25 protein-coding genes are annotated in these 24004 nt (G+C 72.4%); 13 read left to right on the forward strand and 12 right to left on the reverse strand.

Translation table 11 applies throughout. From position 1 onward, the window contains the following. Positions 1–12: 12 nt before the first annotated feature. From AB0O07_RS23735 to AB0O07_RS23765, 7 genes are all read left to right on the forward strand, one after another. Complete coding sequence (locus AB0O07_RS23735; RefSeq protein WP_365636404.1) at positions 13–249, forward strand: hypothetical protein; 237 nt, start codon at positions 13–15, stop codon at positions 247–249. Beyond that, positions 249–773: a DUF6879 family protein gene (locus tag AB0O07_RS23740; protein ID WP_365636801.1), complete on the forward strand. Its 525-nt coding sequence runs from the start codon at positions 249–251 to the stop codon at positions 771–773. Before AB0O07_RS23735 ends, AB0O07_RS23740 begins: the two co-directional genes overlap by 1 nt. Then, positions 770–1636, forward strand: coding sequence for a helix-turn-helix transcriptional regulator (locus AB0O07_RS23745; RefSeq protein ID WP_365636407.1), 867 nt, complete (start codon positions 770–772; stop codon positions 1634–1636). The genes AB0O07_RS23740 and AB0O07_RS23745 overlap by 4 nt, the downstream gene beginning before the upstream one ends. A gap of 122 nt (positions 1637–1758) precedes the next feature. After that, positions 1759–1893 carry an albusnodin family lasso peptide gene (locus tag AB0O07_RS23750; RefSeq protein ID WP_365636410.1) on the forward strand — a complete coding sequence of 45 codons (135 nt, stop codon included), beginning with the start codon at positions 1759–1761 and terminating at the stop codon, positions 1891–1893. 85 nt (positions 1894–1978) lie between these two features. Next, positions 1979–3823, forward strand: coding sequence for an albusnodin/ikarugamycin family macrolactam cyclase (locus AB0O07_RS23755; protein WP_365636412.1), 1845 nt, complete (start codon positions 1979–1981; stop codon positions 3821–3823). Then, positions 3816–4550, forward strand: a complete 735-nt coding sequence (locus AB0O07_RS23760) for a lasso peptide biosynthesis B2 protein (protein WP_365636414.1) — start codon at positions 3816–3818, stop codon at positions 4548–4550. The genes AB0O07_RS23755 and AB0O07_RS23760 overlap by 8 nt, the downstream gene beginning before the upstream one ends. A gap of 13 nt (positions 4551–4563) precedes the next feature. Next, positions 4564–5118, forward strand: a complete 555-nt coding sequence (locus AB0O07_RS23765; RefSeq protein ID WP_365636803.1) for a GNAT family protein — start codon at positions 4564–4566, stop codon at positions 5116–5118. Between the two features lie 69 nt (positions 5119–5187). On the opposite strand, the gene AB0O07_RS23770 is transcribed toward AB0O07_RS23765, so the two are convergent. From AB0O07_RS23770 to AB0O07_RS23785, 4 genes are all read right to left on the reverse strand, one after another. Next, the gene (locus AB0O07_RS23770; RefSeq protein WP_365636417.1) at positions 5188–6342 is read right to left on the reverse strand and encodes a hypothetical protein; all 1155 of its coding nucleotides are present in this window, start codon (positions 6340–6342) and stop codon (positions 5188–5190) included. 4 nt (positions 6343–6346) lie between these two features. Then, a complete protein-coding gene (locus tag AB0O07_RS23775; protein WP_365636420.1) occupies positions 6347–7279 on the reverse strand; it encodes an N-acetylneuraminate synthase family protein in 933 nt (310 codons plus the stop codon). A gap of 12 nt (positions 7280–7291) precedes the next feature. Next, positions 7292–8653, reverse strand: coding sequence for an N-acylneuraminate cytidylyltransferase (locus AB0O07_RS23780; protein ID WP_365636423.1), 1362 nt, complete (start codon positions 8651–8653; stop codon positions 7292–7294). 292 nt (positions 8654–8945) lie between these two features. After that, entirely contained in the window at positions 8946–10382 is a 1437-nt protein-coding gene (locus AB0O07_RS23785; protein WP_365636426.1) for a DUF6716 putative glycosyltransferase, read from the reverse strand. A 208-nt stretch (positions 10383–10590) separates the two neighbouring features. Between AB0O07_RS23785 and AB0O07_RS23790 the strand changes: the two genes are divergently transcribed. Genes AB0O07_RS23790 through AB0O07_RS23800 form a run of 3 tightly spaced genes read left to right on the forward strand, consistent with a single transcriptional unit; the run spans position 10591 to position 14232 of the window. Further along, positions 10591–11577, forward strand: a complete 987-nt coding sequence (locus AB0O07_RS23790) for a glycosyltransferase family 2 protein (protein WP_365636428.1) — start codon at positions 10591–10593, stop codon at positions 11575–11577. After that, positions 11577–13058, forward strand: coding sequence for a polysialyltransferase family glycosyltransferase (locus tag AB0O07_RS23795; RefSeq protein WP_365636429.1), 1482 nt, complete (start codon positions 11577–11579; stop codon positions 13056–13058). Before AB0O07_RS23790 ends, AB0O07_RS23795 begins: the two co-directional genes overlap by 1 nt. A 1-nt stretch (position 13059) precedes the next feature. Beyond that, positions 13060–14232 carry an acyltransferase gene (locus AB0O07_RS23800; RefSeq protein ID WP_365636432.1) on the forward strand — a complete coding sequence of 391 codons (1173 nt, stop codon included), beginning with the start codon at positions 13060–13062 and terminating at the stop codon, positions 14230–14232. 297 nt (positions 14233–14529) lie between these two features. Here AB0O07_RS23800 and AB0O07_RS23805 read toward each other — a convergent pair whose 3' ends face one another. After that, positions 14530–14886 (reverse strand): hypothetical protein, encoded by a 357-nt coding sequence (locus tag AB0O07_RS23805; protein ID WP_365636434.1) that lies wholly within the window; start codon positions 14884–14886, stop codon positions 14530–14532. A 230-nt stretch (positions 14887–15116) separates the two neighbouring features. Here AB0O07_RS23805 and AB0O07_RS23810 point away from each other — a divergent pair, with 230 nt between their 5' ends. Beyond that, on the forward strand, positions 15117–15314 hold the full coding sequence (locus AB0O07_RS23810) for a DUF1918 domain-containing protein (RefSeq protein WP_365636436.1): 198 nt from the start codon (positions 15117–15119) through the stop codon (positions 15312–15314). Between the two features lie 78 nt (positions 15315–15392). On the opposite strand, the gene hemC is transcribed toward AB0O07_RS23810, so the two are convergent. After that, positions 15393–16328, reverse strand: a complete 936-nt coding sequence (gene hemC / locus AB0O07_RS23815; protein WP_365636439.1) for a hydroxymethylbilane synthase — start codon at positions 16326–16328, stop codon at positions 15393–15395. Positions 16329–16607: 279 nt separating this feature from the next. On the opposite strand from hemC, the gene AB0O07_RS23820 reads away from it, so the two are divergent. Then, the gene (locus AB0O07_RS23820; protein WP_365636442.1) at positions 16608–17534 is read left to right on the forward strand and encodes a L,D-transpeptidase family protein; all 927 of its coding nucleotides are present in this window, start codon (positions 16608–16610) and stop codon (positions 17532–17534) included. 401 nt (positions 17535–17935) lie between these two features. On the opposite strand, the gene AB0O07_RS23825 is transcribed toward AB0O07_RS23820, so the two are convergent. The 3 genes from AB0O07_RS23825 to AB0O07_RS23835 form a co-directional block, all read right to left on the reverse strand. Continuing rightward, entirely contained in the window at positions 17936–18307 is a 372-nt protein-coding gene (locus tag AB0O07_RS23825; RefSeq protein ID WP_365636445.1) for a peptidase inhibitor family I36 protein, read from the reverse strand. A gap of 144 nt (positions 18308–18451) precedes the next feature. Next, positions 18452–19759 carry a hypothetical protein gene (locus AB0O07_RS23830; protein ID WP_365636446.1) on the reverse strand — a complete coding sequence of 436 codons (1308 nt, stop codon included), beginning with the start codon at positions 19757–19759 and terminating at the stop codon, positions 18452–18454. Continuing rightward, on the reverse strand, positions 19759–20463 hold the full coding sequence (locus AB0O07_RS23835) for an RNA polymerase sigma factor (protein WP_365636805.1): 705 nt from the start codon (positions 20461–20463) through the stop codon (positions 19759–19761). The genes AB0O07_RS23830 and AB0O07_RS23835 overlap by 1 nt, the downstream gene beginning before the upstream one ends. A gap of 261 nt (positions 20464–20724) precedes the next feature. Here AB0O07_RS23835 and AB0O07_RS23840 point away from each other — a divergent pair, with 261 nt between their 5' ends. Beyond that, positions 20725–21231: a hypothetical protein gene (locus AB0O07_RS23840; protein WP_365636449.1), complete on the forward strand. Its 507-nt coding sequence runs from the start codon at positions 20725–20727 to the stop codon at positions 21229–21231. A gap of 71 nt (positions 21232–21302) precedes the next feature. Here AB0O07_RS23840 and AB0O07_RS23845 read toward each other — a convergent pair whose 3' ends face one another. From AB0O07_RS23845 to AB0O07_RS23855, 3 genes are all read right to left on the reverse strand, one after another. Beyond that, a complete protein-coding gene (locus AB0O07_RS23845) occupies positions 21303–22022 on the reverse strand; it encodes a hypothetical protein (protein WP_365636451.1) in 720 nt (239 codons plus the stop codon). A 150-nt stretch (positions 22023–22172) separates the two neighbouring features. Further along, positions 22173–22751, reverse strand: coding sequence for a hypothetical protein (locus AB0O07_RS23850; protein ID WP_365636453.1), 579 nt, complete (start codon positions 22749–22751; stop codon positions 22173–22175). Between the two features lie 112 nt (positions 22752–22863). Continuing rightward, on the reverse strand, positions 22864–23874 hold the full coding sequence (locus AB0O07_RS23855) for a DUF4328 domain-containing protein (protein WP_365636455.1): 1011 nt from the start codon (positions 23872–23874) through the stop codon (positions 22864–22866). Between the last annotated feature and the right edge of the window lie 130 nt (positions 23875–24004).

Genomic DNA, 24004 nt, shown 5'->3' on the forward strand with positions numbered 1-24004 from the left:
GAAAGGATCAGCATGCGTGCTCGTTTTCTCGGCAAGGATCCCGAGTCCCAGGTGGGACAGTCGCCGACGTTGTTCGCGACGGACCGGACGGACCGCAAGACCTGTATCGCCCAAGGGTGGGTGGTGACCGACCCGCAGACCCTTGCCGATGTCGGTCCCGTACCCGAGGGGGAAGCGATCATCGAGATCCCCGAAGAGGTACTCAAGTTCTACGTACGCCGGTACGAGGAGGAACAGCGATCAGCCTGATCACCGGCGACGCGTTCAGTCGGCTCTTCAGGACGTTCGAGCACACCGCGTTCCGCCTGGAGGTCCGTGACCGCTATGACGCGCCGTACGAGAACGCCTCTCTGGCCAAATTCCTCGCGGGGGAGAAGGACGACCTGCCGTGGATGCGGGAATGGCTGTCCATGATCGGCGAAGCCACCGCTGCGGGCCGTCGCTTCTCCCGGGTACGTGTGGTGAGCAGGCCGCTCACCGATTACAGCCGATTCGGCGTGTGGTGTGCGCAGTTCACCAACGGAGCCGGTGAGGACATCCGCTATCTCGAACGCGAACGGGCCGAGGCGGCGGAACTGCCCGACCACGACTACTGGTTGTTCGACTCGCGCAAACTGATCAGGATGCATTTCGACAAGGCCGACCGTTTCCTCGGAGGTGAGCTGGTCGACGCCCCCGCAGCGGTCGTACAGCACAGCTACTGGCGGGATACCGCCTGGCACCACGCGATCAGGCGGGACGATGTCGCGACCGAGTGGATCCACCGGGCGTGACCACCGTTCACGAGGCGCGCAGCGCCCTCGGGCAGCGGCTCCGCGAGCTGCGTCAGCAGGCCGGGCTCACCGGCAAGCGGCTCGCGGAGTCACTTGCATGGGTGCCGTCCAAGGTCTCCAAGCTGGAGAACGGCCGGCAGACACCGACCGCCCAGGACATCCGCGACTGGACGGCGGCGACCGGCAGTGAACACCAGACCGACGCGTTGCTCACGTCGCTGCACGCTCTGGATCTCCAATACGCCGAGTGGCAGCGGCAATTGAGGACCGGCCTCGCCTCCCACCAGCGGGTGATCACCCAACTGGACGCGCGGACAAGACTCTTCCGGGCGTTCGAACCGACGGTCGTACCTGGCCTGCTGCAAACGGCCGGGTACGCGCGGGAACGGTTCGCCCAGGGTGTCCCCACGCTCGATGTGCCGCACGATGTGGACGAAGCGGTGCGCGTACGGACGCAGCGTCAGGAGATTCTCTACCGCCCGGACAAACGCTTCCACTTCGTTCTCACCGAAGCCGCCCTGCGCTTCCGTCTCTGCGCCCCCGAGGTCATGCTCGGGCAGCTCGACCGTCTGATCTCGCTGTCGACTCTCCCGAACGTCCGGCTGGGCATCATCGGGTTCGACACCCCTTGTGCCATCGCACCCTGGCACGGTTTCTGGATCCTTGATCACGACAGGGTCATGGTGGAGACCTACTCCGCCGAGCTGAACCTCGCCCAGCCGGCCGAAGTGACGCTGTACGGGACCGTCTTCGCGCGGCTTGCCGCCCTGGCCCGCTACGGACGAGCCGCGCGCACCCTCATGACGGCGGTCGTCGAGGAGCTTGCCTCAGAGGTCCCTGAGACCACGGAAGTTGACGGGTAATTTCCCGTCGGGCCTCCGCTCGGCGGAATTTCTGGAAATACCAAGAAATCCTCTGTTCCGACAGAGGCAGACGCCTCTACTCTCCTCAGCATCCGGAGAAGAGAGGAACCGCCATGAGTGACATGAGTGATCCGCTTCGCACCGATGTCAGCAGTGAGGACGAGCTGCTGCCCGTCGCACTCGGCGACATCGCCGAGCTGACGGAGGGCCAGGGCGGCGGCCAGAGCGAGGACAAGCGCCGCGCCTACAACTGCTGACCTGCCCCTGCGGGGCGACGCGACGGGGAATGTGAATCCCGGTGCCGTGTCGCCCCGTTCGTCCCGCTCGCCACGTGGAGGGTCCGTGACATTCGGCGGTTTCAGTGCGGCCGGGAGTGCAGGGAGGGCCGGGAGTGCGTGGCCCCTCCCCGAAGGGGCAGAGCGCTTCGGCACCGGGTCGTCCACGTGGCGGCTCGGCGGAGCCCCGGCCCGGGTCGTCACCACCCCGGGCGGTGAGCGTCGCGTGCTCGTCCTCGGCTGGTGCGCTGCCACCGGCCCCGAGCTGCGGGAACTGGCCGATGCTCCCCTGCCTGCCGATGTCGCCTGGCGGTGGCCGGGCGCGTACACAGTGATCGAGGAGACCCGCGACGGCGTGGCCTGCCACACCGACCCGGCCGCCGCCCAACCCGTCTATATGGCGGAATGGTCGAAGAGTTGGGCGTGGTCCACCTCGGCCCGATTGCTCGCCCGCCTCACCGGGGCGCCCATCGATCCCAGGCGGCTCGCCTGCGCCGTCCTCGCCCCGTCGCTGCCCGCGCTCGTCGGCCCGTATACCTGCTACACCGGAGTGACACAACTGGTCCCAGGCTGCCGGATCGAGCTTCCCGCAACCGGAGGCAGCCCGCGCCGCACCCCCCTGTGGCGCCCCGATCCCTTCGAGGGCCCGCCACAGCACCGTATGCTCGGCGCCCTGTCGGCAGCCGTGGCGCTCCGGGTGGCCGCCGACCCGGAGCTGTCCTGTGACCTGTCCGGCGGACTGGACTCGACCTCGGTCGCCGTCCTGGCCGCGTCGCGCCTGCCCGCGCGGCACCGGCTCAACACGGTCACGGTCCATCCCGAGGGGGACGAGAGCGGCGCGGATCTTCATTACGCGAGGCTCGCCTCCGAGGCATACCCGGACCGCATCACCCACCACCTTCTTCCTCTGGCCGACGCGCACCTGCCCTACACCGGCATCTCCTCCGTGCCGGTCACGGACGAACCCGCCCCCTCGACGCTCACCGTCGCCCGTCTGACCACGCAGTTGTGCTGGATGCGCCGGCACCTGGGCAGCAGGAACCACCTGACCGGGGACGGCGGAGACAGTGTGCTGTTCCAGCCGCCCATCCACCTCGCCGACCTGATCCGCCGTCACCGTTGGTCACGAGCGCTGAGCGAGGCGCTCGGCTGGGCCCGTCTGCGGCACTGCTCGGCCGCACCCCTGCTGAGGGACGCGGTGACCACGGCACGGACCAGCCGCCGCGCCGCCCTCGCCGTCCTGGCCCGTACGCTCGCCTCCCCGGCGCGTTCCCCGGGCGTCCGCCACCACCGTGTGGGCTGGTTCCACACTCTGCCGGTACCGTCTTGGGCCACCCCCGAAGCCCTGCGGCTGCTGGCCGACGCTGCCGCCGAGGCGGTGGACGCCGAGGACCCGGTCCCCGGTGCGGACCTTTCGGTCCGGACGCTCGTGGACGAGATCCGCGAGGTCGCCCGGACCGCCGCCGCCGACGCCCAGCTCTCCGCAGCCTGCGGTATCGCCCTGCACAACCCGTTCCTCGACGCGCGCGTCGTGGACGCGGTACTGCGCACCCCTCTCGACCAGCGGCCGGCGGTCCACAGCTACAAGCCGGTCCTGGCCGGAGCGATGCGGCATCTGCTCCCCACCGACGTAGCCGCTCGCACCACCAAGGGCAGCTTCAACGCCGACCACTACTCCGGGCTCCGCGCCAACCTGCCCGAACTCCTGGCACTGGCCGACGGTCACCTCGCGGAACTCGGGCTTCTCGACCCCGGCCGGCTGCGCGGACACCTGCGTCAGGCCGCCGCCGGTGTCCCGATGCCCCTGGCCACATTGGAACAGGCGCTGTCCGCCGAAGCATGGCTGCGTGCGCACCGGCACACCCCCGGTCCCGCGTGGACCGACCGGTCAGCGGAGAACGTACATGGCTGAAACGCCACGCTTCGCCACGGCCCCCGGGCACGTCCGTGCCGTGGACTTCGGACATGTCCTGGTCCTCATCGACTACCGCAGCGGTCTCCTCCGGTGTCTGCTGCCCGCAGCCGCGATCCAGTGGCGGAACGCCGCCTGTCACGGCCACCTGTCGGCCATGGCCCCCGCCCTGGCCACCCGTCTCCTCGCCGCCGGACTACTGCGAACGGTCTCCTCGCCCACACCATGGCGCCCCGCGACCATCGCCGGCCCCGCTCCCCCGAGTTGGGGCAGCGCGGAGCACGCGGCGGGAGCAGTCCGGCCGCCCGCCGTGCCCCACGGGCGGAGCGCCGCCGCAGTCGCGGCCCTGGCTTCCGTCATCGCTGTCAAGCGGGCAGGAAACCGGAGGTCCATCATGCTGCGGCTCACGACAACTCTCCGCGCCGCCACGTCGGTCTGCCGTCGTGCGGCCACCCCCGCCGAGGCCCGCGCCGCTGTCCTCGCCGTCCGCTATGCCGGATGGCACTTCCCGGGCCGTACGGCCTGCCTGGAAGAGTCGACCGCCGCTGCTCTCCTGCTCGCCTCGCGGCGACTCGCCGTCACCTGGTGTCATGGCATCGCACCGGATCCGGTGCGACTGCACGCCTGGATACGGACGGAGGACGGCGGTCCCGTCGCGGAACCGCCCTCAACACTCGGTTACACCCCTGTACTCACCATCGGAGACCGTCATCGACACCAGTCCTGACCCCGTCCTGTGGATCACCCATGACACCTGTGCCCTCGGCCCCTACCGGGCCGATCTGGTCGAGACGTACTGGCGCTGGGAGCAGGACCCGGCCCTGCTGGTCGGGTACGGCCGCCAGGCGCCCGAGTCGCTCGAAGCCCGTACCGAGGGCATGGCCCACCAACTCCGGGGCGAGAACATCCGGTTCACCGTCTACGACCTGGCCTCGGGCACTCCCGTCCCGGCCGGGGTGACCACGCTGCTGCCGGACCACTCCGTACGGACCGCCGAGTACGTGATCATGCTTGCCCCGGAGGCCCGGGGACGCGGGCTCGGGACGGCGGCGACCCGGCTCACACTCGACTACGCCTTCCACATCACCAACCTGCGCATGGTCTGGCTCAAGGTTCTCGCCCCGAACACCGCAGGCGTACATGCCTACGAGAAGGCGGGCTTCCGATCGGCGGGGATGCTCCGTGAGGCCGGGTACTGGCTGGGGCAGGTCTGCGACGAGGTGATCATGGACCAGCTCGCCGGAGAGTTCATCGGGCCTTCTGCCATCGCGCCGCCTCTGCGCCGCCGTCCCTGAACGCCGCCGGCCCGCCCCCGTAAGTGCGGGGGCGGGCCGGCGGCGTCGGGAAGGGCGGGGCCTGGGAAGTCAGGCCGGGGAAGGGAGTCGGGGGAGGCGGTGGATGTCCTTGGCTGTGCCTGTCACTCCGGAGAGGAAGCCCTGGGCTCGGGGGGACGCCGTGGACTTGAGCCATTCCGGGGCTATGTCGCAGACCGCCACCTTGACGCCCGTGCCCGCCAGGGCCAGGGGGAGGGTGTGGACCACCGTGGAGGGGAAGCTGAGGACCATGCGGCCGATGGGGCCGCGGCGGGCGATCAGTTCCAGGGGGAGGTCCGGGCGGACGATTTCCAGGCCTGTCGCCGTGTGCAGGCGGTGCAGCTTGTCGACGTGTTCGCGGCGGTGGGCGAAGTAGCGGGTGGCGCCGTGGGTTCGGGCCAGGGCCATGACCGCTTCCAGGTACGGGGCCTCGTCCACCACCCCTGTTTCCACCAGGGAGGTGCCGACCATGTCGGCGCCCGTGGTGATCCGGGGCGGGCCGTAGGTCGCCCGGGTCCACGCGAAGGTGTTGCGTGTGACCGTGATGCCCTCCGGGACCTCCTCCACCGGCATCGAGGTGAAGACCTCGACCGAGCGCGCCGCCGACGGTGTGAGCCGGCGGCGCGCGGCCGCGGTGACCGGTGCCAGGGCCAGTTCCCGCGGGCCGCGCGAGCCGCCGCGCCGGTGCCAGCGCACCAGGCGTTCGCCCCGGGCCAGTTGGCCGACGAACTCCATCGTCGCGGTGCCGTCGTCTACCACCGTCAGCTCTTTGGTGCCTACCAGGGCGAGCAGGAGCTGCACGTAGCGGGAGAACGGGTCGCCGATGACGACCCGGTCCGCCTTGCGCAGTGCCGGTGCCAGCTCCCGTACGGTCCGTACGGGCGCCCCCGCCCCGCCGCGCGCCTCCTGCCAGCGGACCGCGAAGCCCGCGTCGCGGGCCAGGTCGGCCACCCGGCGGAGCTGGCCGCGCGACATGGGGTCGGTCGGGGAGAGCACGACGATGCTCAGCCCGGCGCCCGCGTCCGCCCCGGCCGTTCCGTTCGCCCCGGCCGTCCCGTTCGCCCCGGCCGTCTCGCCGCTGACGTGGGCCCATTCCAGTACGTTGAGCAGTTGTACGGGGCTCTCCACGAAGGCGATCGTCGCCGTGGACGCCGCGGACGCCCCGGGGGTCGGGTGCGGGGTGCTCGTCCCGCCGGCACCGGTCATGGCGTCAGACCGCCGCCGGCTCGGCGGACGCGGCCTCGGCGACGACGCCCGCGACGCGGCGGAGCTTCTTCATCGGGCCCAGCTCCGACTCGTACACCTTCTTGACGCCGTCACCGAGGGAGGCCTCGATGGTGCGGATGTCGCGGACGAGGCGGGTGAGGCCCTGCGGCTCGACGGACGCGGCCTGGTCCGAGCCCCACATGGCGCGGTCGAGGGTGATGTGGCGCTCGACGAACGTGGCGCCGAGGGCGACGGCGGCGAGGGTGGTCTGGAGACCGGTCTCGTGGCCGCTGTAGCCGATCGGGACGTTCGGGTACTCGGCCTGGAGGGTGTTGATGACCCGCAGGTTGAGCTCCTCGGCCTTGGCCGGGTAGGTGGAGGTGGCGTGGCAGAGCAGGATGTTGTCGCTGCCCAGGACCTCGACCGCGTGGCGGATCTGCTTCGGCGTCGACATGCCGGTGGAGAGGATGACGGTGCGGCCGGTGGCGCGCAGGGAGCGCAGCAGCTCGTCGTCGGTGAGGGAGGCGGAGGCGACCTTGTGGGCCGGGACGTCGAACTTCTCCAGGAAGGCGACGGCCTCGGTGTCCCACGGGGAGGCGAACCAGTCGATGCCGCGCTTGGCGCAGTGGTCGGAGATGGCGCGGTACTCGTCCTCGCCGAACTCGACGCGGTGACGGTAGTCGATGTACGTCATCCGGCCCCAGGGGGTGTCGCGCTCGATGTCCCACTGGTCGCGCGGGGTGCAGATCTCCGGGGTGCGCTTCTGGAACTTGACCGCGTCGCAGCCCGCCTCGGCGGCCACGTCGATCAGGGCGAGGGCGTTGTCCAGCTCGCCGTTGTGGTTGATGCCGATCTCACCCGTGATGTAGACGGGGTGGCCGGGGCCCGCCGTACGGGAGCCGAAGGTGCGGAGGCGGGAGGAGGGGTTGGTGCTCATGGCGGTGCGTCCTTACTTGTTGACTGCGTGGAGGGTGGTGGGGGTGGTCTGAGGGGCGGGGGTGGATGCCGTACGGGGGGCTCCGGGTGCCGCCGGGGCCGAGAGGGTGGGGCCGAGGAGCCAGGCCGCGATCTCGCGGATGGCGCCCTCGCCGCCGGGGGTGGTGGTGACGGCGCGCGCGGCGGCGCGTACCTCGTCATGGGCGCTGGCGACCGCGACGGGCCAGCCGGCCAGCCGGAAGCAGGGCAGGTCGTTGACGTCGTTGCCGACGTAGAGGACCCGCTCGGGGGCGATGCCCTGCTCGTCGCACCACTGCTTGAGCGCCAGGTCCTTGCGGTCGATGCCGTGCAGCACCGGCACCTGGAGCTTGCGGGCGCGGGCCGCGACGACCGGGTTCTGCTCGGTGGAGAGGATGAGGAGGCGGAGCCCGGAGCGGCGCAGCGCGGCGATGCCGAGGCCGTCGCCCCGGTGGACGGCGACGGTCTCGCGCCCTTCGGCGTCGATGAGGACCTTGTCGTCGGTCTGGGTGCCGTCGAAGTCGAGGACGACCGCGTCGATGTCGTCGTACGCGGGGAGCGTCTGCGGGTCGAGCAGCGGCGCGAGGAGCCGGGCGCGGGCCAGGTCGTGCGGGTCGTCGATCTCCAGGACGCGCGCGGGGTCCGTCGGTACGAGCGCGGTGCGGCCGAAGAAGCGGTGGCGGGCCGCGCGGAAGCCGTCGGCGCGCATGGCGTACGCGGCGCCGGTCTCCAGGTACTCCTGGGGGCGGTCCTGGCGGCGCGGCCGGTTGGCCTTGTCGTGGTTGACGCCGTACCCGTCGGGGCGGCTGCGCCCGGCGCCGTCCTCGCGCCAGACGAAGCCGTGGGTGGGCGCGACGGTGAGCGCGGTGTCGGCGCCGTCCTCGGTGACCGCGCCGGTGACGGCGTCGACGTCCTCGGCGGTGAGGAAGGGGCTGGTGCACTGGACGAGGAGGACGACATCGGGGTCGGCGGAGGCGGGGGCCGCGGGGGCCGCCGCACTCTCCCCGCCGGTGCCCGTGCCCGTGCTCGGCGTGCCCGCGCTCGGCGTGCCCGCGCTCGGGGTGCCCGCACCGCGCATCGCGGCGTACGCGTCCATGGCGTGCAGGACGGCGGCCTCGCTGGTCGCCGTGTCCCCGGCGATCGCGGCGGGGCGCAGGACGACCTCGGCACCGGCCGAGCGGGCGGCGTCGGCGATCAGCGCGTCGTCGGTGGAGACGACGACATCGGTGACGCGGTGGGCCTCCAGACAGGCGCGGACGGCGCGGACGACGAGCGGGATGCCGCCGACGGAGGCGAGGTTCTTGGCGGGGACGCCCTTGGATCCGCCGCGTGCGGGGATCACCGCGAGGACGGTCATCAGTACTCCGTAGAGGGTCGGGAATGTGCGGCTCGTACGTGGCAGGAAGCTCCTGCCGGGGCGGGGGCGGCGGCAGAGGCATGGGCCCCTGCGGGGGCGGGGGCTGCCGGGGTCCCTGCGGTCCCGGATGCGGGCCGCGCGGATACCGGCCGTACGCGTACGGGCCGCACGGATACCGGCCGTACGGACGCCACGAGCGCCGGGGTCCCGCCCGGCGCCCGGAACGAGGCTCCGACCGGCCCGGGGACGCGCGCCCCGGCCGGAGCCGAGGCCCCGCGCGCCGTACGCGCCGTCACAGTTCGCCCATTCGGCGGATGACCGGGGCCACGCGCTGGACGCCGTGGCGGTAGGCGCCGCGCGCCGCGCCGCGTACCGCTTCGCGGACCACCCGGCGTACGCCGCCCACCTGGCTCTCCGCCGTTCTGGCCGCCGCCGGCAGCGGAGTCCCGTCCGCCGCGAGGTGGTAGCGGGCCAGCAGGCCGGGGAGGTAACCGGGGGCGGTGGCCGCCGTGTAGTACGGGGTGATCTCGGGGAGGTCCCCGGCGGCGGCGCGCTCGGTCAGTTCGGTGACGCGGGCGCGCGCCGTGTCGAAGGCCCTGGCGTACGAGCCGTCGGCGGCGACGCCCTGCCGGTCCGCCCACGCCGCGTCGGGGGTGGGCCTGCCGCCGCCGTCGAGCTGGTCCCAGGAGGCGAGGCAGCCGGATCCGATGAAGTGGTGGTTGCCCAGCGGTTCGCGGACCCCGAAGTCGGTGAGGATCGCGGTGGGTATGGAGCGGTGCAGGGACTCCAGGGCCGCCGTCGAGGAGACGGTGACCAGCAGGTCCGTACGGTCCAGGACCTCGCCCATGTTCCCGTACACCAGCCGGAAGTTCGCCGGCAGCCCGCCGGGCACCTTCTCGGCGAGGCGCTGGTAGGGGAACTCCTCGATGTGCGTGGTGTGCTCGCCGGGCTTGCTGCGCAGCTTGAGCAGCACCTCGCGGTTCGGGTGGAGCCTGGCGTGCTCGACGAGGCGGCGCAGCAGGTACGTGCGGTCGGCCCGGGTGGCCGGTACGGAGGGCTGCGCGGCGAAGACGACCGTGTCGCGGCCCTCTTCGGGCTGGTAGCGGGCGCCGCCGAGGAAGGGCAGGGCCGCCTCGGTGACGCTGGAGGCGTCGGCGCCCACGCCCTCGTACACGGCGCGGAACCTGTCGGCGTCGTACGCGGAGTTGGCGAGTACGACATCAGCGCCGTGCCGCAGCAGCAGCCCGTCGGAGAGCTTCTCGTAGACGACACCGACGTAGCCGGTGACGAGGAGGGGGCGCCGCGCGAGCTTCAGCGCGGCGATGCCGTGCAGCATGGCCTGGACGGCGCCGCCGACGAGGGCCAGTACGACGATGTCGAACGGACCGCCGGGTCCCCGGGGCGAGCCGTCGGGCTCCCCGGGCGAGTCGTCCGGCGCCCCCTCGGGAGAGCCCTCGGGCCGTCCGGCCCCCGCCGCCCCCGCCGCCTCCTCGCGCAGCTCCCGCAGGAACTCCGTGCCCGTCACCTCGCGCAGGGCGTCCGCCTCCGCTCCGACCTCGGCTATCTGGCGGGCGGTGGGGGTGGCCCGGCCGCGCAGCAGGAAGCCGCTGAGCTCGATGGGGCGGCCGTCCGGGGCGATGCGGCGCGCGGTGAGCGCGCCCCACTTCCACCGGGTGTCGGAGTCGGCGAGCACGGCGACCCGGACCGGTCGGCTGATAGGTGATGGCACGTCCTGGACGTTAGGAAGCCATTCCGTTTTTCGGCCCAACTCAATGGCAATGGAGGGTTAACAACACGTCTACGAATGGCGTCGCACCCCGGGAAATGCCCGAAATAAACGCCGGGCAAGGCCGATTCACCGATCCGACACTCTTCGTTCATCTGCCATGCCCCGCGATGTCGGTCCTCGGGATGTGAGGGCCCCTAGCGTCGCCCGGGTGGTGAAGCTCTCTGTTGTCGTGCCGTTCTACAACGTGCGGACGTATGCCCCCGAAACCCTGCGCAGTCTTCAGGCGAATACCCGTGAAGACTTCGAATTCCTGCTTGTCGACGATTGTTCGACGGACGGTACCGGCGAGATCCTGGACCGTGCGGCCGGTGACCTCCCGGGCGCCAGAGTGATCAGACATGAGCGGAACGGAGGACTCGCCACCGCCCGCAATACCGGCCTGGACGCCGCGACCGGCACGTACATCACCTATCTGGATGGTGACGACTGGGTCGTGCCCGGCTATTTCGAGCAGCTCCTCGGGGCCGCCGAGGAGCTGGGGTGCGACTTCCTCCGTACCGACCACGTCCAGTTCACCGGGAAGTCCCGTACGGTGCACCGCGTCCCGGTCGGCAAGCGCTCCACCGTGCTGAGCCCGCGCGACGCGATCCTCCCCGCCGACCGCTCCACCTCCGTGGACTACGCGTACGCCTGGGCCGGGATCTACCACCGGCGGCTGGTCGACCGGGGGCTGCTGCACTTCACGGACGGGCTGCGGACCGCCGAGGACCGGCCCTGGATCTGGAAGCTCCACCGGGAGGCGGAGTCCTTCGCCGCGGTGAGCCTGCAAGGGGTCTTCTACCGTCGCGGGGTCACCTCGTCGCTCACCCAGATCGGTGATGTGCGGCAGCTCGACTTCATCCGGGCGTTCGACCAGGTGGTGGCCGAGACCGCCACGGACAAGGACGCCGATCTGCTGCTGCCGAAGGCCGTACGGACGTACTGCGCGGTCATGGCCCACCACCTTGGCTCCATCGAGAGGTTCGAACCACCCGTGGCACGCAAACTCCGCTCGCTCAGCGCGGCGGCCCTCCGGCGCATCCCCGCGCCCCTTCTCACGGAGACGCTGGACTCGATGGACACCCAGCGCGCCGCCCGGCTCCGCCGGGTGCGCCGGCGTCCGGTCGCGCAGCGCGGACCGGGGGCGGCGGCCTGATGTCGACCTCAGCCACAGGTACCGAGAACACCACGGGCACGGCGAGCGCTGTACGTACCCCCTGCCCCCCGGGCACCACGCAGCTCTTCTTCGCCTGCACGCAGTACGCGGCGGCGACCGTCACGGCGGCCATCCGGGCCGGCCAGTTCGGCCCGCGCGCCGAGCACCGCAGGATCCTGGTCATCAGCGACACCTCGTCCTCCCCCGAGCTGGGCAGCGCGCTCGACTCGCTGCCCGGATTCGCCTGCCTGCGACCGGACTTCGACGAGATCCGGTCGTGGAACGACTTCGTCCGCCCGTTCCATCCGGCCGGCTGGTCCCCGCGCGAGCAGGACGCCGCGCTCTGGCAGCGGGCGGTCCGGCAGGCGTGGGGGCTCGGCGACACGCCGGTGGAGATCGCCTGCGAGTCGATCCAGGCCAACCCCTCCCAGGCGGTCGCGACGATCTTCGGGGACAGCCCGGTCCATGTGTACGCGGACGGGCTGATGAGTTACGGGCCGACCCGCAGCAAGCTCGACCCGCTGATCGGGGGCCGGGTCGAGCGGCTGCTCCACCTGGATCTCGTCCCGGGGCTGAAGCCGCTGCTGCTCACGGAGTTCGGCGTCGAGGCGGAGATCATCCCGGACGGAACGTTCCTGAAGGTGCTGGCCGAGATGGCGGACGCGGAGCCCGCCGACGCCGTCGGCGCGGCGTTCGACGAGCCGCCCGCGCTCATCCTGGGCCAGTACCTCTCCGCGCTGGAGATCCTCACCCCGCAGGAGGAGGAGGACCTGCATCTGCGGATGGTCAGGGGCGCGATCGCCCGGGGCCACCGCGAGGTCGTCTTCAAGCCCCACCCGTCCGCCCCGGCGGGGTGGTCGCGCCGGCTGGAGGAGGAGGCCGCTTCGCTCGGCGCCCGGCTGACCGTACGGTCGGGCCCGGTCCTCGCCGAGGTGCTGTACCAGCGGCTGCGCCCGGCGCTCGTGATCGCCTGCTTCTCGACGGCCCTGTTCACGGCGCGGGCCTTCTACGGACTCCCCGTCGCCCGTACGGGTACGGAGCTGCTGCTGGAGCGGCTGGCGCCGTACCAGAACAGCAACCGGGTGCCGGTGACGATCGTGGACGCGCTCATTCCGCCGCTGGTGGCGGGCCCGGAGAGCGCCCCGGCCGACGCGCTCACGGACGCCCCCGGGGAGGCGGAGGCGGCGGCCCAGGCGGAGGCGGCGGCCTCGTACACCCCGTACGAACCCCTCTCCGAGCTGGTCAAGGCGGTCGGCTTCGCGATGCAGCCGCAGATCTACCGCACCCTGCGCCCGGCCGCCGAGGCGTTCCTCACCGACCACCTCACCCCGCGCACCGCCGTCTACTTCAAGCGCCGCCGCCTCGCGGTGCTGGCGCTCCCCGGCGGGGTCCCGGCACAGCTCGCGTTCATCCCGCGCAACGCCACGGTCCGCAGGGTCGCCCGGCACGCGCGTTCCTTCAAGAAGGCGGCGCTGGGCTGAGATGACACAGACGACCCTGGCCAAGCAGCCGGAGCCGGCCCCGGAACCATCCCCCGCAGGGGCCCCGGCCCCCGCCGCGCAGGCTCCCGGCGCGGGCGGCGGCCGGTCGGACCGGATGCGCGCGCTGGACGGCCTCCGGATCCTGGCCGCCCTGATGGTGTGCCTCTTCCACTACGCGGGGAAGGGGCAGGTCGGCCACGCCTGGGGTGCCTCCCCGAAAAACCTCTTCCCCGACCTGTCGGCGTTCGCCACGTACGGCGCGCTGGGCGTGCAGCTCTTCTTCGTGATCAGCGGCTTCGTCATCTGCATGAGCAGTTGGGGCCGGTCGCTCGGGGACTTCTTCCGCTCCCGGGTCACCCGGCTCTACCCGGCCTACTGGGTCGCCATCGTCCTGGTCACGGCGGCGTGCGTGGCCGCGCCGTCCGTCATCCCGCCGCTGCGCCTCGACGAGGTGCTGGTGAACCTGACGATGCTCCAGCAGCCGATGGGCGTGGACCGGGTGCTCGGCGTCTGCTGGACGCTCTGGGTCGAGGCCCGCTTCTACCTGCTCTTCGCGCTGTTCGTGGTCTGGAAGGGCGTCACCTACCGGCGCGTCGTCATCTTCTGCTGCCTCTGGACGGTGGCGTCCGTCTTCGCCCGGGTCGCCGACAACCCGCTCACCGACGAGCTGGTCATGCGGGACCACGCGCCGTTCTTCATCGGCGGCCTCGCGCTCTACCTCATCCACCGGTACGGGAGCGATCTGCTGCTCTGGTCGATCGTCGGGACGAGCTGGCTGCTGGGCCAGCGGTACTCGACCACCGCGCTCTGGAACCCCGAAGCGACCAATGTCTACCTGGAGCGCTCCCCCTACGTGATCCTCCTGATCGTCACCTTCGCCTTCGCGTCGGTGGCGGCGGTGGCCCTGGGGTGGCTGCGCTGGGCGAACTGGCGCTGGCTGACCTTCGCGGGCGCGCTCACGTACCCCTTCTATCTGATCCACGAACACCTCGGCTGGTTCGTGATCGCCCTCTACCACCGGAAATTCGGTCTGGACGCGCGGCTGACGCTCATCGCCACGATCGTCTCGCTGCTGACCGTCGCCTGGCTGATCCACCGCCTGGTGGAGGTCCCGGTGGGCCCGCGCATGCGCCGGGTGATGAAGCTCCAGGCCCAGCGGATACGGATGCCGTAGCCGTACGGGCGAGGGCGCGGACGCCGTAGCGCCGTACGGGCGCGGAAGGGCGGCCGGGATACGTTCCGCAAGTACGCGGCGTCCCGGCCGCCCCGTTCGCTCAATTGCCCCGTGATGGGCGTGAGAAATGGCGGGAGAAGTGGCGGGAGAAGTGGGGAGCGAAATGGGGAGCGAAATGGGGAGCGAAAAGCGGCCTCGGCCCGATTTCCCCGCGGCGGTCCCGTCGATTCACCGGCCGTAAAAGCGTCCGGGCGGTCAGGGGAACCCCTGGTTCCCGGAGGAAAAGAGCGCAGGGCGTCACGCCCCGGCGAACACCGCCGCCATCAGGCAGGCGAACACGCCACAGCCGAGCACGACTCCGGCGCAGATCCTGGCCGTCCTGGCCCAGGGAATGCGCTTGGCCCGCCCTGCCACAAGCACCACCGGAGCCGCGACGAAGGGCAGCACCGCGGTCCCCAGCATGACGACCCCCCAGCCGAGCGAAGGCGTGGCGCCCTCGGGCGCCTCTGCCCGGCCGAGGGCGCTCAGCGTCTGCTGCGCACCGTTGAGGGCGAGCGGCAGAGCGGCCAGCAGGGCCGGCAGGAACGCCAGGCAGACCACGGCCACCGCACCGGCCGCACGGCCGCCCGGCGGACCCGTCGCGTTCGATTCCATGTCCGCCTCCTGCCAACGCGGCGCCTGCCGACCGGTGTTCGACGGCACCCGGGAACCGTACAGCCGACGCCGGCCAGGTGCGCGTGCGGGGTTGGCCGGAAATAATCTGCTGCCGTTTCCATGCGTATCCGCCCGCTCACCCTGGGGTGCGGTTCGGCTGGTCCGGTGCGGGGTGCCGCTCTAAGCTCGTGCCGTAACGAGGTGCGACGGGGTCAATACAGGGAGTGGCGATGAAGGCGAGCAAGGGCGACCGGCTGGTCGTGCACGGCAGGGCGGTCGGGCAGCAGGACCACGTCGTGGAGGTCGTGGAGGTGCTGGGGCCGGAGGGGGCGCCGCCGTTCCGGGTGCGGGCCGAGGACGGGCACGAGACGATCATGTCGCCGGGTCCGGACACGGTGGTCGACCACCGCCCCCACGACAAGGGCTGACGCCTCTGGCAGGGGGAAGCCGGGCGGCGGGGCGGCGCCTCGCTCCGTGTCCGAGCGTCTGCTCCGTGTCCGAGTGTCTCAGTGCGCGATGGAGTCGATCAGTTCCCGCGCGCCCTGACGGAGCAGCGCGAGGGCGACCGAGGCGCCGAGGTCGGCCGGGCTGAGCAGCCCGGCCCACTCGTGGGCGTTGAGCACGGTCTTGCCGTCGGGGGTGAACACACAGGCCCGCAGCGAGAGATCGCCGTTGGGGCGGGCGGTGGCGTACCCCGCGATGGGGCTGTTGCAGTGACCCTGGAGGACATGGAGGAACATCCGCTCGGCCGTCGTCTCGCGGTACGTGGCCGGGTCACCCAGGGCACTCACCGCGTCGATGAGCGCCGTGTCGTCCTCACGGCACTGGAGGGCGAGCACCCCGGCGCCGATGGGCGGGCACATCACCTCGGGCGAGAGCACCTCGGTGATCACGTCGGGGCGGCCGATCCGTTCCAGCCCCGCCGCCGCGAGCAGCAGCGCGTCCGCCTCGCCCGCCGCGAGCTTCTCCAGCCGGCGGTTGGCGTTGCCCCGGAACGGGACGCACTCCAGGTGCGGGTGGGAGACGGCGAGCTGGGCGATCCGGCGCACCGACGACGTGCCGATCCGGCTGCCCTCGGGGAGCTGGTCCAGGGTGAGGCCGCCGGGGTGGACCAGGGCGTCCCGGATGTCGTCGCGCTTGAGGAACGCCGCGAAGGTGGTGCCCGCCGGGAGCGGCCGGTCCGCCGGGACGTCCTTGACGCAGTGCACCGCCAGGTCCGCCTCGCCCGCGAGCAGCGCGGCGTCGACCTCCTTGGTGAACGCGCCCTTCCCCTCGACCTGCGCGAGGTCCCCCATCCACTTGTCCCCGGTGGTCTTCACGGGGACGACCTCGGTCGCGGTGGCCGGGTACAGCGCCGCCAGTTCGGCGCGGACCCGCTCCACCTGGGCCAGGGCCATGGGCGAGTCACGGGAGACGATACGGATCAGCTCAGGGGCGGACATGCCTCCACGATAGTCCGCCCGCGCGCCCCGCCCGACCGCCGTCCGGCCGGCCCGGGGCGCCTCGGACACCTCCGTACCGGCTCGCGGGCACCGGACCGGGACGGAGCGTGTACAACGGGTCACAACAGGTTCAATGACGGGTCACAACAGGTCCAATAAGGCCCGGAAATTAGGGAGTTACGGCCCACGGGCGGCTCCGGCGCGGGATCATGGCACTCCGGTCACTCCGGCCCGGCCGCGCGCCGGGAACCTGTCGTCTTCTCCTGGGGAGCCGCCCAGATGCTCGCGAAAACCGCCCTGCGCAGAGGGTTCGCCGCGGTCGCCGTGCTGGCCGCGAGTGTGGGCTGTACGGTGCAACCGGCCACCGGCGAACCGGGCGCCGACGGCAAGGGGACCCACCCGCTGAAGGTGAGCCTGGGCCCGGCCCCGGAGCCGCCCGCCCCCGCCCCGGCCACCACGGCGACCCCGGCGGCGCCGACCCCGTACACCCCCTCGGAACGCCCCGCCACCCGGAGCCCGGAGCCCCCGGCCCCGAAGACCACCGCTCCCCCTGCCGCGCCCGTACGCTCCGTACCGCGCACCCTGATGGCGGCCGGCACCACCAGCGACCAGGTCCGCGAACTCCAGGCCAGACTGGGCCAGATCGGCTACTTCGACCGGGCGCCCACCGGCTACTACGGCTCGGTCACCGCGAACGCGGTCGGCGCCTTCCAGGCCAAGCGCGGACTGCCCAGGACCGGCACCACGGACACGGTCACCTGGGAGCGGCTGCGCGCGATGACCCGCACCCCGACCGCCGACGAACTCGACCCCCCGACCACCAAGCCGGTCGCCAAGCCGGACCCGCGCTGTCTGACGGGCCGGGTGATGTGCATCAGCAAGAAGAGCAGCACGCTGGCGTGGATGGTGAACGGCAAGGTCCAGTCGGCGATGGACGTGCGCTTCGGCTCCGAGTACACCCCCACGCGCGAGGGCGAGTTCCAGGTCGGCTGGAAGTCCCGGGACCATGTCTCGACGCTGTACGACTCCCCCATGCCGTACGCGATGTTCTTCAGCGGCGGCCAGGCGGTCCACTACTCCTCGGACTTCGCTGCCCGCGGCTACTCGGGCGCCTCGCACGGCTGCGTCAACGTACGGGACGAGAAGAAGATCGCGGCCCTCTTCGCCGACGTGCGGACAGGCGACAAGGTAGTCATTTATTGGTGACGCCCAACTCCTGGTGACAACCGCACCGTCAATTGAGCACCCCCCACCGGGAGCAACCACATCCGCTAAAGCGGCGCCGGTTCAGGCGCACAGAGGGGGTGGCGCGGGCGGGATCGGGGGAACGTATCCCGCCCGCGCCGATGCGCTGAGCCGAAGGTACGGGGGGAACCCCGGCTCGATACGCAGCCGATGACCAGTCGGCTCACTCTGTACTGCGCCACCGGGTGGAAAAACGTCACACCTCGCCCGAGCCCACCGAAAAACCCCAGGTCAGCAAGGCACAAGGCGCATGGCGCATGGCACATGGCACATGGGCCGACAGCCGACACGGGAGAGCGGCGCCCCGGGCGGGGCGCCGCTCTCATGCGTTCCGGCGGCTGCCGGTCGGGCGGTCGGACCGGTCAGCAGGCCCACTTGTTGGACTTGATGTAGTGGGACACAGTGTCGGACACCTTGGTGCCCTTGACGATGATCCCGCTGGAGCCGGTGTGGTTCTTCCCCGAGAACCACTGGAAGTTGCAGGACGTGCCGTGGTTGTACCAGGACTTGAAGTTCTGGAAGACCGCGTACTGGGTCAGGTCCGCGTTGGTCCCCGCGACCTGCTGCCGCTGACCGGTGTAGTTCTGCCCGGCCCAGACGCAGAAGTACCCCGCCGGGCAGTCCGCCGCGGCCTGCGGCGCCGCCGGTGCGGCGCCGGCCGGGGCCGCACCGGCGCCCAGCAGGCCGCCGGTGAGCACGATGCCGCCGGCGAGGGTCGCAATCTTGTTGGTCATACGCATGGTGTGATCCCCCTGAGGTGATGTCGGTGGCCGACCGTTGCGGTCGGCTCGCCAACGAGACTGCGGGACGGGCGACAGGGGCCGCCACAGCCACCGGGAAAATGACGCGTTGATGGGACATACCAAGCACTGACCTGCTCAGATACCGTCCCATATGACGGAAGACTGGGACGGTGGGACGGTCTCCCCAACGGATCCGGCGAACGCGGACGCCCCGGCGGAGGAGAGCGGGTCGGCCGGGGCGGCGGACGCGGCAGGCGCGGCGGGCTCCGCCGGGCCGGACGGCTCCGCCGCGGACGGCGAGCTCTCCGGGGACGGCGACTCCTCCGGGACCGGCACGCCGAAGGCCGGTGCCAGGGTCGTGGTGGGTGACGGCGTCGGTGTCGGGGTCGGGTCCGGGGCCGGGTTCGGGGAGGACGGTGTTCCGCTGCTCTCCCCCTTGCCCCCTTCCTTCTCCCCCGTGCCGACGCGGTCGCTGCCGCCGCCGCGCTTGGTGCTGTCCCCGCCGTTGTGCCCGTCCTTGCCGTGGCCGTCGCTGTTCCGGCCGTCCACGTCGAGCGGTTCGCGGTCGAGCAGCCGGGCGCAGTAGCGCTCCGTACCGCCCTGGCCCCCGGCCGCCGCGTCCAGGGCCTTCCGGCGCTGCGGGTCGATCTCGCCGCCGCGGTAGTCGCGGCAGGCTTCCAGGGTCCTGCGGTAGCGGGCGCCGGAGCCCGGGTCCGCGTCGGGTACGAACGGCCCGCTCCGGTCGTCCGTGGCCTCGCCGGTCATGGCGTCGGCGTCCTCGGACCCGCCCCGTACGCCGCCGGACGGCGCGCCCGTCGCCCCCGACGGGTCCGAGGGCTCGCGTCCGGTCGTACCGTCCGCGCTGGGGCGGTCCGACGGGGTGGCGGCGCGGCCCCCGGAAGGCAGCGCCTTCGGGGAGACGCCGGCCGAGATGGAACTGACGGGCCCGGCACCGTCGGTGGAGAAGAGACCGGGCAGGACGGTGGCGCCCGCGGCGACGGTGATCCCGCCCAGCGCGCAGCCGGCCACCGCGACGATCAGCCCCCGGCGCAGCGGACCGGACTCCCGGCCCGGCCGCCCGTCCCTGCCCTTCCCGTCACGCCGTCCGCTCCGTGCGGCCCGTGCGGTCCCTGCTGTCCGTACGTCTCCGGGCGCCAGGGCCAGCCGTACCGTCCCCAGCGGATCGCCCGCCCCACCCGTCGCACTCGTGGCTCCGGCACCGGCGGCACCCCCGGCTCCGGCGGCGCGGAACGCGGCGAGCGCGGCGGCTTCACCGGGCAGTTCCGTATCGTTTGCGTACGTGACGGCGGAGATGTCCGCCAGGGCTCCGGAGAGCCGTTCCCGCCGGGCCCGCGCACCCTCGTCCAGGGCCTCGACAGGCTCACCGCGCAGCAGTCTCTCCGCCGCGTCCTTGTCGAGCCACGTGTCACGCTCGTCGGCCATCACATGTCCTTCTGCGTCCGCAGGCGCGAATACGTCACACCTGGGGAGGCGGTGGCCTGCGGCAGTGGGGTACGCGGCGGGGGTACGGCGGCGAGGCCCCCGGAGCGCCCCCCGCCCTCCGTACCCTCTTCGCCCTCCGCTCCCCCTTCCGCGCCGTCGGCGTCGAGGAGTTCGGCGAGCCGCTTGAGTCCGCGGTGCGCGGCGGTGCGTACGGCGCCGGGGCGCTTGCCCAGGGTCCTGGCCGCGCTCTTGGCGTCGAGTCCGACGACCACGCGGAGCACGACGGCCTCCGCCTGGTCCCGGGGGAGCTGGGCGATCAGCGCCATCGTGCGGCCGGTCGACAGCGCCTCCATGGCCTCGTCCGCCGTGTCCGAGTCGGCGGCCTTGCCGGTCAGCTCGGTCTCGTCGGCGCCGATGGCGGGGCGCCTGCCGCGCATCCGCAGATGGTCGAGGGCGCGGTTACGGGCGATCCGGGCCGCCCAGCCCCGGAACCGGTCGGCGTCGCCGGTGAAACGGTCGAGGTCACGCGCGATCTGGAGCCACGCCTCGGAGGCCACGTCCTCCGCGTCCGGCTCGCCGACCAGCGTCCGCAGGTACCCCAACAACCGCGGGTGCACCGCGCGGTACACAGTACGGAACGCTTCCTCGTCCCCGCCCTGTGCCGCGAGCACCGCGGTGGTCAGCTCCGCGTCGTCCCCCAGCACTCCCACAACCCGTCCGATGTCCGCGGCCGGTCACACCACCGCGCCTCCCCCCGCTGTCCCTGCACGCTACGGCTTCACCCGGGCCCGCGTCCACGTCTGGCACACACTGCGACGGCGGGAAGGCGCTCCGCGGTGTGACACAAAACGCCTCCGTGACGCTGATATGAATACGGAGCCGCCCAACGGCTCCGTCCGAAGACGACCGGGGTCTCTCCTGTGGGGGGTGGCGACCCCGGTCGTCCTCGTTCTTCCGGCCTCCGTTTGCCGCTTCCGTTTGCCGCTTTCCGTGCCGCTTCGCGGGAGCTGGGCACGGCCATCGGTGCCGCCAACGCCGCCACCCCGCTCGGCGGGGCCGTCGGCACCCCCGTCGTGGTCGCCGTCATCCAGGCGACGAACGGAAACTGGCGCGCCCCGTTCATCATCTTCGGCGTCATCGGCGTGCTCTTCGGCTGTATCCCGCTCGTCGGGAGCGCCGTCGAGGCCGTGGCGCTCATGGTGGTCATCATCTTCCTGCTCTACTTCACCGGCGCGCAGTACTGGACCGTGGTCGCCGAGGAGGTGCCGGGGCCCCGGTACGGTTCGGTCGCCGGAGTCGTGCAGTTCATCGCCGGATGCGCCGGGTTCCTCGCGCCGCTCGTCACCGGAGCCGTGGTCGAGCACGCTCGCTCGTGGACGACGGCGTTCACCATCGCGGCCGTCATCGCCGCCACCGGGGCGCTGCTGCTGGCGGTCGCCGGACGCGGCAGGGCACCGGTACGTCGGGCGTGACCGTACCGGTCTCGGCTCCGGCCTCGGCTCCGGTCCCGGCTCCGGTCCCGGCTCCGGTCCCGGCTCCGGTCTCAGCTCCGGGCGCGCGCTCGCCGTGAGACCACCGCGCGCAGGACCCGCTGGCCCTCGGTCGACAGGGCCATCGCGCGGTGCAGCGCGCCGGCCGCCGCCGGGCCCGTGGTGTCGGAGAGGAGTTCCAGGATGGCGATCTGGCGGCGGAGTTCACCGGCGACCAGGGGGCCCACCCCGTCGCCGCGCTCCGCGCCCTCCACCGCGTCGGCCACCGCGGCCGGGTCCTCGCGGCAGCGGGTCAGCCACTCGGCCGCCGCCGCGCTGCCGCTCTCGCCGACCGTGTCGAGCTTCTGGTGGATCTCCAGGGCGACCACCGAGCAGGTGTCCGCCCAGGCCCGCAGCGGCTCCGGGTCCCATCCGGCCGGGGCGTTCGCCAGCATCGTACGGACGAGGGCGAGCGTCACGCCCTTGCTCGGGGGCCGTCCGCTCTCCGCCCCGCCGGGTCCGGACCCGGGTACGGCGGCGGACTCGCCCAGCGGCGCCGCCGCCACCGCGTCCAGCTCCGGGGCCGACTCCGCGGCGATCACCGCGTCCACCGCCTCCCGCGCCTCCGCCAGTCGCTCCGGCCACTTCGCCGCGCCCGCCGCGGCCCCCGCCCACAGGGGGCGCAGGACATCGGGGTCGCCGCTCAGGGGTGGCAGGCATCGGTCGAGGCAGGCCAGACCGCTGGCGGCCAAGCCTCGCTCGTCCGCCTGTGCGATCAGTTTCACCAGACTCATGCGATGTCTCCCGTCACGGACGCGGTACTGCCGAGCACTCCGGTACTCCAGCACTCCAAGTGCTGACCAGTACTGCGTCAATCATCCGGAAAACGTCACTCCGATCTCGCGCGTAGACCGCCCATAGGGCATGGAACGCCCATGCGTGCATCAACCATCTTCCAACGGCCCGCGCGGCGGGCCGCCGTGGGTGCCTCCGCCCTCCGGAGGATCCGGTTCCGCCGGGATCCCGAGCCCGTCGAGCAGCCGGAAGAACAGCCCCTCGCCGCCGGCCTGCGGCGATTCGGGGCGCCGGGCGTGCAGGACGTCGAGGAGGGGACGCGGCTCCACCGTGGCGCCCGCCTCCACTGCCCACTCCACCGCGCGGCGCGCCGCGTCCTCCGCCGAGAGGAAGAGTTCCTCCAGCGACCGGCCGCTCGCGGCGAGATGGCGGGCCATCGGCTCGCGCCCGAGGCAGCCGTACCAGGTGCCGCTCTCCGGAGCCGCGCCCTCCACCGCCACGCACTCGCTGTTCATGACGTACCCGAAGAGCACCGGCGAGGAGAGCGCGCGGGAGAGCGCGCCCAGCTCGCCCACGACCGGTTCGCCGGGGTGGCGCCAGACCTGCCAGCCGCCGGCGCGCCGCTGGTGGAGGGTGAGCCCGGCCCGTACGGCGGCCAGCGCCGGCAGTTCGGCGAGCGGCGCCGCGCCCCGCCCCACCAGGAAGTAGCCCCAGAAACCCATGGTCATGGGGACAGCATGCGGGGCGCCGGAGCGGACGGCCAGGGCGGCCGTACGGGTTGGCGTCAACCCGCCGCCCCGGACGGGGAATGCGCGGACAGGAAAGGACGCGGACGGGGAATTACGCGGCGGCGGCCGCCCCGGTCGCCCGCTCCTCCTGCATCCGCGTCAGCTTCCGTACGAAGAGGACGGCGAAGACGGCGGCGACGATGTCCAGCAGGTCACCGGCGAAGATGACGGACGCCCCGCTCCTGACCTCCTCGGCCTCCTCGGCCTGGAGGTAGAGCCGGGTGCCGAGCTGCGCGACCACCAGGGAGACGAGATACACGGTCCACCACAGGTTGACGAGGACGTACGACACCTGGGGCGCCCCGTCCGGCCCCCGCCGGCCGCTCGCCTTCCAGATGTCGCCCGCGATCCGGCGCGGGAGGACCAGGTTGGCGAACGGGACGAACCACGCGCCGATCGCCCACCCGGGGGCCATCCGCTGCGCGGCCGGATCGAGGACCTGCGCGTTGCGCCGTACCCGGTGGAACCAGACCAGGAAGACGACGGCCGTCGCCAGCATCGCCACGGTCTGCGCGACACCGGCCAGCGCGTAGCTCGCGTCGGCCGCGTCCAGGTCGGCGTCGGTGTAGGCGTCGAAGTCCTCGGCGATGACGGAGGCCATCAGGGACTGGATCCGGGCGCCCGACACCAGGGCGTAGAGGTCGGCGAGGACGACGGCGGCGAAGAGCGCCACCAGCGCCTTGAAGAGCCCGACCGGCGGCACGACCGGCGGCACGGGCGGGCCCGCCAGATAGCCGGGGGCGTACGGGGAGGGGTACCCAGGTGCCGGGGAGGGGTACCCGTACCCGGGTGCCGGCGGCGGATAGCCCGGCGCCTGCGGCGGCCCCGGTACGGGCGGCGGCGGGAAGGCCCCGGGCGCGGCCCCCTGCGCGGGCGGCTGCGCGGCCCCCTGCCCGTACGGCTGACCGGGCGCCTGCCCCGGCGCCTGACCGGGTACCTGCCCCGGCGCCTGCCAGGGGCCCTGACCCGGCGCCTCACCGGCGTTTCCGCGCGTGGCCGCGCACTCGGCGCAGAGTCCTTCCGCCGTCGCTGCGGCTCTCGTACGGCACTGGGAACAGAGCATGGATTTCGGCCAACCCCCCGGCCCGGCGCGGGCCCCCCGGAGACCCCTACGGGCCTGACATGCACCCACCATGGGCGTCTGCGGAACATATGCGTCCCGCGGGCGCCCTGTCCACCGGGTTCACCGCACC

The sequence above is a fragment of the Streptomyces sp. NPDC093085 genome, assembly GCF_040683935.1.
In the GTDB taxonomy this organism is placed as follows: domain Bacteria; phylum Actinomycetota; class Actinomycetes; order Streptomycetales; family Streptomycetaceae; genus Streptomyces.